Raw genomic sequence first — 9,250 nt, 5'->3', positions numbered from 1 at the left:
GCGCAGGCCGGCCTCTCACCCGGCCTGCGCCCCGGCCCGCCCCGCATATCGGTTTCAGCCCACCGCCACGCCTGTGATAATCTCGACCACGTCGCGAAGGCTCGTCCCCGCGACGCCACAACAGAAGAAGGGCCTGTAGCGCAGCCCGGTAGCGCACCTCGTTCGCATCGAGGGGGTCAGGGGTTCGAATCCCCTCAGGTCCACAACGCAAGTGCAGGTCAGAGGCCCTAGCCGATCTTTCGGCTAGGGCCTCTGACTATACACGTGGGCGAGAAGTGGGCAAGCCCCGTTTCGGCTGGGTGCGGATCGGCGCGCATAGCTGCGGGGTTCGGGCCACACCGTCCTGCGGCCGACAAGGTCGAGCGAGGGGTCGTCCGGATCCTCACCGCCACCAGGCGCCGGCGAGCGCGGTCCGCTGGCGCCGCAGGTACGGGGTCGATCTCTTGGCCGTCCTTGCTGTTGTCTCAGCAATCTACGTGCTTACATGCGTCCAACATGTCGCCTACGGCAGATGGACCTGCGCGACCATTGATGCGTCCAAACTCGGTGGCGGCAAGGCTTTCGAACTCGGACACTGGACCGTGGAAAGGGGTGCGAATGCGATGTCTGTAGAACCGTCCAGGTCCCCCTCTATGCGGATCGAAGCGCTGCAACTGTTCGCCCAGATTCCCGGAGCCGGCGGAGGCCACCTGAGGGACGCCGATCCCAGCGATTTCGGCGCGCGGGTCGCCACTGGCCTGACAGAGTCTCTCGGCGATGACCGGCTACTACATGGCCACTGGGTGCAAGACCTCTTCCGCGCCGTCGTCATCAGCCTCGACAGCATCGCCATGATCAAGGATGAGGACACGGGAGAGCTCTATTGCGAGCCCGACCGGCCATTGCGTTTGCCCGACTACCGTGTAGTAACCAAAGACGGCGAACACCTGCTGATCGAGGTGAAGAATGTTGGGCCGAAGGCTACGTTCAAGCCGCAAAAGATCCGTACCGAGATATTCGCCGAGCTTCAGGCGTACGCGCAGGTGACTGGGGCTCGCCTCGTGTTCGCGCACTACTGGTCCATGCTGAGCAAGTGGACTCTCGTCGACGCTAGCCGGTTCGTCCGCCGTGGTCGGCACCTTGAGATCACAGTCGAGGAGGCAGTGTGTGGGAGCGAGTTCGCGCTCCTCGGCGAGCGCCTGATCCTCACCCAGCCCGCAGCCTGCATGCGTATCGTGGCCGTGGTCCCCGGGGAGGAACCGACCGTCGACCCGGACTTCGTGGACTGGCCATACTTCACGCCGGGAGCGGTCGAGTTTCTGATCGACGGCGAGCAAGTCACAGACTCGCAGGAATACGAACTCATCAAAGCCATGATGTTGTACGGAGGGGCGATACTCGGGCCGAGCGATCTTGTCGTGGACGAGGAACAGAGGCCGATCGAGATGGTGTTGCGTATGGCCGAGCCCGGCGGGCACCCCACCGGCTCCTCGCTCGCGCAGATCTATACCAACCGGTATATCCGGGCAACCAAAGACGTTGTCGGTGGCTCTGTACTTCGGATGCGGGGAGAGCCGGACCCGACGCTTACGCGCCTGCTGACTGCGGCTGCGGACAGCAATCGCCCTGGAAGTCGGCTGAAGGTCATGATTGGCATACAGCGGCCGGCAAAGCTCCCCTCCTCCCCAGATGAGCGGCATTCCGATGCGGGCGGCGGCACAAGCGACACAGGCACGCAGCCTGATTCTGGGGATGGTCAGGGAATCCGACCACAGGTCTGAGCCGTTCAGCGACCAGCGCGAACTCCCGCATCAGCGGAGTCAATTGGCCAGCCCGCGGGCGCGCATACGCTGATGCGGTGACGGAATCCAGCAGCGACAACGTGGACCGATTGCAGCACCCGGCGCAGGCGGAGGTCACGACCTACCACGGGCCAGTGAGGGTCCAGACCTATGGGTCTGGTCATTTGGTGACGTTCGCCGGAGACGAGGACCGGACGTGCTCCACGCGGCAGCCACATGGATGGCTGAGCGGCCGTACGCCGTGCTGCTCAGGCTGAACTGGAAGGGCGGTCAGAACCGGTATCGTGACGTGCCCCAGGAGGAAGCCGGCGTGCCGAGCTGGCTGCCAGAAATGACGGTAGATGCGTCGGAGTACTGGCCGGCGAACCTTCGCCCTCCAAGGGCTGAACAGTCGGCACGGGACCACCGACTCCGGGAAAACGAGTGCTCAGGTCAGTGGTCAAGATGGTCAGAGCGCAGGCCGGTATCGGGTGTCGCCCGGGTCAATCAGCTCCTCCGAATCCCATTCCAACATCGAGGTGAAGTCGCTCGGTCCCCACGAGGCCTTGTCCTCGGCCTGCCGAGAGAACCGCGGGTATTCGTCCGCCCTGAGCTTCGGAACGGGCTTGCCATCCATGTACCTGCTCAGGGTGATCATGACGACCTTCGCGTAATTGCGCAGGTCGCTCTCCACGCGACCCCGGAAGTGCTCGTGCTGCAGGTGGTCGGCGTGCTTCTCCTCGAACACCCGCGGGGCATCCGCTACGGTGAGGACTAGCTGCACGAGCATCCGATAACGCGCCACGACCTCCCAGTCATCGAGCACCCTGGCCGTTACGTACGCGGCCTCGCGCAGAGAGCGAATTGCCTCCCGGGCAGCAAGTTGGCGGGCTGTCGCCCACGGATTCGCGAGCGCGGCAGGCCCCTGCGGCACGATGTTCAGCCCCCACAGGACATCGAACTGCACCATCGCCGCGCCGACTCGCTCCAACAGGGCTGCGGCTGCCGCCACCTGGCGTTCATGACGCCGTTGATCCGCCTCGGCATCACGCTCACGCTGGAAGCGTTCCTCCGCCGCAGCAAGCTCGCGCGAGAGCCGCTCGTCAGACTGGGCTGCCTGATCGGCCAGAGTCTTCTTCGCTTCGGCGCGCTGATCTTCCAACTCCTTCTTGGCATCGGCGCGATCAGTTGCCGCCTGCTCGCGGTCGGCGGTGGCCTGCTTCCGGTCCCTGCGAGCAAGGACGAGTGTGGCGATCAATCCCACCACGGCGATGATCGTGGCGCCTGCAGTCGCGTACGCGGTGATGACATCAGGCAGCGGCGTCGGCGCGGCCGGGGCGGTCGCCTGGCCGCTCAAGAGGAGAACCCAGAACACGACGAAAAGCTTATGGGACGGTAGGGTTGAGGATACCCTCCGCTCTCAACTGCTCTTGCCAGCGCGGTTGCCAACTTCGGTACTGCCCAATCGTCTCGTTTCGAGACATCAAGCCAACGGGCGAGCAGGTCATTGACTGCGTTTCCGACCCCCGGAAGTCAAACGAAGAGCACATGGCGACCTGTGTCTTTGTGGAGCCGCCTGTTGCCCGGCGGCGACGACCGTGCACCCAGTAGCGGCGTCAGTTCTGTTGTGCCGCTAAAGTCTGTCCAGTCGATCATGTGGCTTCTGAACAGATTGATCCGGTTGGCCGCACGTTGTATGCAGCAGTTTTCCGGACAGGCGCGCGGCAGTGTGCGAGCACGGCTGGGAATACATCACCTCGTGCGGGCCGAGGTCTAGTGAATGCCCGGCAGTGCCGGTCAGCCACGTCTTCAGCCAGGCGGCGAGGCTGGGCGAGTCGAGAAACCAGCAGTCGATGTAGGCGCCGCCACCGCGTCCGTTCGGCTCGAACAGCACCTGGCCCCGCTCGTCGAGACAGTCCATTGGCGTGCTCATTTGCGCAGGCCCAGTCCAGTATCGGGACTGCTCCGGCTGGCCATACAGCGAAGCGCCCGGGCGCTGATCTCGTGGTCAGTGGCAGGTGCCCGTTGACGAGGTTGCGGCCCTGTCCGAGCAGCGGCAGCAGCCCAGGCCCGTATCCGTCGTCAGCCACCTTGGTGTACAGGCGCGCGCACGTGCTCTGGTCCCCTTCTTCGCAGGAAGGGCTCAGCTGACGGTGGGTACGGATAGGCTCACGGATGTGGAGTCACCTCAAGTCAACGTCCGTGTCGGGTTCGCCAACGCTGACTACGGAAACATCTGTGCCGAGCTCAGACCGTCCGATGACCGCGAGGTCGTGGCTGCCTGGTGGACGCTTGCCGGCCTTCTCGCTGGCCGCTCCGGCTGGCACTTCGATGTCGCTAACTGGGGGCCCCATCGTACCGCTCGATGGGGCCTAGGTTTCTTCGGCGCGGCCCTCCTCAGTATCGAGGTGGACGAAGCGGCGGGGTTCGCCTGCTTCGACTATGAGGAGGACAGCACCTCCAACCACTCCAGCATCTCCGAGGTTGAGCAGTGGCTGGCGGGTCGTGAGGAACGGGCCAAGCAGCCGAACGCCGCTCAGGTTGAGCTGGCCCAGCACAACGGCTGGTGGGGCCTGAAGGCCCATCGCTACACCGTGGTGGTCAGCTGGTCTGACGGCTACTATTCCGCGACCGTCCTAGGCACCATGCTCGATGCCTCCTTCGGTGAGACGCTGCAGCAGGCCGTCAATCGCGCTGGCGAGATGCTGTGCGGCATGTATGGCGCGCCGACTGAGCTCGCCTCGGAGCTGTACCTGGTGGCAGAACTTGAGCGCAGCGCCACGGACCATCTCCGCGAGAGCGGCAAATGACCTATGGCAAACGATTGAGAGTAGCCGGAACTTCACCGCGCACTCTCCGGGGCTCCGTCTACAATCGTGTCAACGGCGCGGCCTGCCTAGTACGGCAGTCGGACTTCGCAGGCTGACGTGGTGCGAGTTGTTCGCGCGGCGCGGGGTTACCTGCGCCAGAGAAAATCGTCTGGCGCGCCGAGGTTGAGCCATGTCGTCAGCCAGTCCGCGAGCGTGAGGTCAAGGCTGTGCAGCTTTGGATCCTTGCCCGGATCCCAGCCCCACAGCGGGGCCGAAGGGTCCTTGAGGTCGATCAACGTCCAGAGGGAGCAGCCCTCGTCCAGAATCCACAGCATGCCCGACGGCATCGGATAGTAGAACTCATGATCCGGCGGGAGCTGCACGTTGAACTCCCGGAAGACATCGACGATGTCAGCGAAGTCCCCGCTCGATCCACGCCCGCCCGGTACACCCAGGACTCCGGTGCGAGGGCCGAACCCGCCGTTGGCTACCTCCGTGTAGAGCCGGCGTAGCAAGGCGGGCAACGCGTGTCCGATCGCCGCTTCCGCGGCCTCGACCATTCCGGCTGTCGCGGGCGGCTCCTTGAACCTGCCCTCGGCGGCCAGCGCGGAAAGCTTCTGGGCCAGCTCATCTTCGTCACGGCCGCCATCATCGAAGGCGCACGGGCGCTCTGTCCAGCCTCGATGCAGCTGGACGTGGCCACCACGCTTGCACGGCGGCTGACTTCGTCGGGTGAAACGCGCGGTCATGGTCGCGAGGGCGAGGCGTCGGCGGTAGTGGTACCAGCGGGCTCGGGCTTGGTGGCGTCGGCGCCATTCTGACCAGGCCAGATGGAATTCAATATCCTGGTTGATCGGTGTTCGCTGAGCGCTGGTCGCGGTGAGCAGGCTCTGGATCTCGGGAACGGTCAGCGCGGTCATGCCGCCCTACCTTATTGAGTGGATCCCGTGAGTTCGCGACTCTGGGATTGCGCGGGTGGGGTAGGGATGGCTTTCATGCTGGCTGCCCTCGATGGCTCCGATTGCTGATCCCCCTGCCCCGCCACTTCTTCCGGACCGCTGATTAGGCTCTGCGATCCATCGCTTGGTAAGGCGATGACGGGCGGGGGAAGGTGCGCGGCCGACCGTCGTGGGAAGGGAAGGGCACTGTGGCCGCTTACGCAGGATTCGACATCGCCAAGGAGTTCCACTGGCTGGCCGTGATCGACGAGCGCGGCCGCCTGCTCACCGGTCACCGTGTCGAGAACGACCCCGAGGCCATCGAGCAGGCCGTCAGCGAACTCAAGGCCATCGAGCAGGCGCACGGCCGGGTCACCGTGGGCCTCGACATCCTTGGTGGGATCGCCGGGTTGCTGACCGCGATGCTGCTGGCCGAGGGCCTGCGCTGCGTGCACGTGCCGGGTCTGGCGGTCAAGCGGGCCCGGCGTGGGACGCGTGGTGGGGAGAACAAATCCGACCCGCGCGACTCCAAGGTGATCGCCGAGCAGGTCATGTTCCGTGAGGACCTGCGTGAGGTCGCGCTGCCCGAGGACGCGGCCGTGGAAATGCGCGTTCTGGTCAGCTGCCGCACAACGCTGGTCAAGGAGGCCATGGCCCGCATCGCGCGGCTGCGCGAGCTGCTCCTGGGCGTGCACCCCGGACTGGAACGGGTCACCGATCCGACCCGAGTCTCGAGTCTTGTACTGCTCGCGCATTACGTGACCCCGGCCGAGATCCGACGGGCCGGACGACGAAGGCGCGCACCTGATCGCGCACCGCGTCCTCGTCCCACATCGCGCCCGAGAGCAGATGCTGGAACCGGTAGGGGCGGTCGTACCCGACCGCCTGCGCCAGTGCCCAGCAGTTCCCGGACACCCCCGGCATCAACAGCGCACGCATGTACGCCATCGCGTTCGAGCGCAGGTCACACCGGGAGAAGACGGGCGCGAGCAGCGAGGTGAGCTCCGCCAAGCGCGCCTCGAACCCTCCCGCTATAGTGGCCGAGCAGGCCGTTCCTTGATCAGATTGCGTCACGCCATGATGATCACGGAGCGGCCCGCACTCGTTCCGACCCCCGTGCGCTACGCGCTGAGCCGAGAATCCCTGCAGCTCAACAACACTGACTCTACGTCAGCCCGCGAAGTCCGACTGCCGTACTAGCTGCCGAGTAGTCCGACCCATATGTCGCGCGGACCGTCGAGCACCTTCGCCGACTGAAATCGGCGGGCCATGTCCGGGGATACCCGCATCTCGCCCTCGGACATCGGCACCGTGTCACTGAACCCGTTGAATCCGGACAGGTCGCGTTTCTTCGGGTAGAGCTGTTTCCACAGCCCTTCGGGCGGCGGCAGCAGTGCCGGGTCGGCCCGCCTCGCTGTCCACACCTGCGCGAAGATCTCCATCGCCTCGACAGTGAGGGTGTTGAGGCGGGCAAGGACCCCAGCCATAGTGTTGCCCGCGTGCTCGCGCAGCATCATGGAATCGATTCCTAGGCCGAGGGCGAGGTCCTCGATCTCCGTCAGCTGCGGGTTGCGCGTGAGCAGCAGCACGTACTCCGGCTCTGCACCTGGGCGTTGCTTCACCCGGTAGAAGTACCGCACCTGCATGCGGCGGCCTCGATGGACCAGCAGGTTGCGCATGCCGATCGTCCAGCGCAGCCAACCGTCCGGCCCGGCTGCCGCGCTGTGCTGGATGCGTTCCACTGCTTTGTCCTGGACAGTGCGTCCGGGGCTTGTTGGAGCCTGGAGCAGCTTGGCCTCGCCGCCGGCGGCCTTCCCGATCACGTTCCAGTCAGCGGTCACCAGGTCCGTGCTGAGGCCGAGGGTGCCTATGGCCACGGCTGCGAGGTTGTCGAGTACGCTGCCGCACGCCTGGAAGAACCCGTCGAGCGAGGTCTCGATGCGTACCGCGCGCTGCTCGTCCATTTCGCTGCGCTCGTGCGGTGCCTGCTCGCGGCCGGTGGCGAGGGCCGCGCGCATCCATCGCGCCTCGGCGAACCAGGCTTCGTTGAAAGTCTTCTCATGCCAGGCGGCACGGGTCAGGCATTGGCTGACCTGCTCGCAGACGGAGATCAGATAGTCGCCGGCGAGGATAGACCTGGCCTGGTCGAGGTGGCCGTGCCACCAACCGAAGCCTCCGCGAATCGGGTCGAGGTCGGAGAACAGTTCCTGGTAGAGGCGGACCGTCCCGGCCACTCCGTCGGCGCAGCGTGCGCGGTAATCAGGCATGCGTCGATTGTGCTGATAAGCGGGCGGCTGCGCCTGCGAATTCTCGCACCTGGTCATCGGGCTCTCTGATTTGGCCGTTCCGAGGCTACGTGCACTCGGCAACGCCACCCTCGCCGCGCTCATCATCTGGCTGGGCTCGTGAGCTATCCCCGCCAGTAGTAGACGCGATCCCGACGGGCGCTAGCAGCGCTTCTGCACAGCGCCGAGACGCGTTCGAGCACCGCGACCGCGGCCTCCGACGAGATCGCGTAGGAACCCTCGCTGCGGATCTCCTCGTCGACCCACACAGTGGCCAGTTCACGAAGCCCGCTTGGCTCCTCCACGGCAAGAGCATCGAGCAGGCGAACAGACAGAACGTAGACCGCGTAACCGTCGTTCGCCGGCAACTCCACCACCTGCGGCTGGCCGAGGTCCTTGAGTTCCCTGGTAGTGACGCCTGCCAGCCAGCTCTCCCACGTAAGGACGGCCGAGTCAGGATGGAAGTCGGCATTCCAGAACGCCACCGACTCGACGCCGGGACCCGGCCCCCGCCGCCACGCTGCCTCCTCCTCGCTCGAGGCCACGAAGAACGCGATATTCACAGGGCAATCATCGCGGTGAGCCCACGGCGAGTAAAGATCGGCAGTACAGGCTCTAGCCTAGCCGGAAGGCACTCGGTCGCGTGTCGGGATCTTGCTAGACCAGTCACGCACGTACCGTGCCTCAATGGATGTGTGGACACTTATTTTCTCGGCTGCGGCTGCTGTCGGCGCCGCTTGGGCCGTTGCCTGGGCATGGACCGACAGGCCCCAACACGGATGGCATATCTCCAAGGAGGAGATTGGCGAGGAACCAGAGCACCGTCTGATCTGTGAGAGACGGAAACTGCGGCTCTCCATTCGTGCCGCAGGAACGGCCGTGGTACACAACGTGCACGTCAGAGTCGCGGGAGATCTGCACCACGAGTCGGACCGGCTCTTCCGCGGATCAATGAGTGCTGGTTCCGAACCAATCTGTGTAGATGTATGGGCGCGGAAGCACGCAGATTCGGTAACGTATGTCGAGATCATCTGGATTCGGTTGCGCCCACATCGTGAATATGGAATGCGCGTTAATGTCGCCTCGATGGCCTGGGAAGAGTGGCGATGGAGTTGGGCTAGTTTGACACTCCGCCGCAGGCCAGACTGCAGCGGGTGGACGGTCAGGCCTGTGCGGGCAGAGGGCGAGTGGGTACCTCTTCGAAACCAGCCGCGCGCCTCTATTCCCGCGAGTCCCAAGTCACCCGCTGGCGTGTCCAACCGACTACGCCGCGCCGGATCGAGCGGCCTCACCACAGTACGGCGATTGGCCGTCCGGGCTCTGCTCGCATGCCGATCCCGCAGCCATGGCGACGCGCATGATGGATGACGTCGGGATCCGTGTGACGATAGGTGAGGTGCTTGAGGTCTTCGGCGGGCCGCAGTGCTCGTCCGTGGATCCACGCCCGAAACGCTCAC

8 protein-coding genes and 1 tRNA gene are annotated in these 9,250 nt (G+C 65.0%); 4 read left to right on the top strand and 5 right to left on the bottom strand.

Annotation, left to right across the window (positions count from 1 at the left end):
* Positions 1-129: 129 nt before the first annotated feature.
* A tRNA-Ala gene (locus KDL01_RS10195) sits at positions 130-203 on the top strand.
* A gap of 429 nt (positions 204-632) precedes the next feature.
* A complete protein-coding gene (locus KDL01_RS10190; RefSeq protein WP_212528152.1) occupies positions 633-1,760 on the top strand; it encodes a hypothetical protein in 1,128 nt (375 codons plus the stop codon).
* Between the two features lie 469 nt (positions 1,761-2,229).
* On the opposite strand, the gene KDL01_RS10185 is transcribed toward KDL01_RS10190, so the two are convergent.
* Entirely contained in the window at positions 2,230-3,135 is a 906-nt protein-coding gene (locus KDL01_RS10185; RefSeq protein ID WP_212528151.1) for a hypothetical protein, read from the bottom strand.
* A 258-nt stretch (positions 3,136-3,393) separates the two neighbouring features.
* The gene (locus KDL01_RS10180; RefSeq protein WP_212528150.1) at positions 3,394-3,681 is read right to left on the bottom strand and encodes a hypothetical protein; all 288 of its coding nucleotides are present in this window, start codon (positions 3,679-3,681) and stop codon (positions 3,394-3,396) included.
* Between the two features lie 256 nt (positions 3,682-3,937).
* On the opposite strand from KDL01_RS10180, the gene KDL01_RS10175 reads away from it, so the two are divergent.
* On the top strand, positions 3,938-4,570 hold the full coding sequence (locus tag KDL01_RS10175; RefSeq protein ID WP_212528149.1) for a hypothetical protein: 633 nt from the start codon (positions 3,938-3,940) through the stop codon (positions 4,568-4,570).
* A 146-nt stretch (positions 4,571-4,716) separates the two neighbouring features.
* Here the strand turns inward: KDL01_RS10175 and KDL01_RS10170 are convergent, their stop codons facing one another.
* A complete protein-coding gene (locus tag KDL01_RS10170) occupies positions 4,717-5,490 on the bottom strand; it encodes an SMI1/KNR4 family protein (protein ID WP_212528148.1) in 774 nt (257 codons plus the stop codon).
* A gap of 227 nt (positions 5,491-5,717) precedes the next feature.
* Here KDL01_RS10170 and KDL01_RS10165 point away from each other — a divergent pair, with 227 nt between their 5' ends.
* Complete coding sequence (locus KDL01_RS10165) at positions 5,718-6,509, top strand: IS110 family transposase (protein WP_212528147.1); 792 nt, start codon at positions 5,718-5,720, stop codon at positions 6,507-6,509.
* 195 nt (positions 6,510-6,704) lie between these two features.
* Here the strand turns inward: KDL01_RS10165 and KDL01_RS10160 are convergent, their stop codons facing one another.
* Both KDL01_RS10160 and KDL01_RS10155 read right to left on the bottom strand, forming a co-directional pair.
* Positions 6,705-7,775, bottom strand: a complete 1,071-nt coding sequence (locus KDL01_RS10160) for a hypothetical protein (RefSeq protein WP_212528146.1) — start codon at positions 7,773-7,775, stop codon at positions 6,705-6,707.
* 143 nt (positions 7,776-7,918) lie between these two features.
* Positions 7,919-8,356 carry a hypothetical protein gene (locus tag KDL01_RS10155; protein WP_212528145.1) on the bottom strand — a complete coding sequence of 146 codons (438 nt, stop codon included), beginning with the start codon at positions 8,354-8,356 and terminating at the stop codon, positions 7,919-7,921.
* Positions 8,357-9,250 lie beyond the last annotated feature (894 nt).

Origin of the sequence: Actinospica durhamensis (assembly GCF_018139695.1) — a bacterium.
GTDB lineage: Bacteria > Actinomycetota > Actinomycetes > Streptomycetales > Catenulisporaceae > Actinospica > Actinospica durhamensis.
Note: the sequence above shows the minus strand (reverse complement) of the source record. Positions and strands in the feature narration are given on the sequence as shown.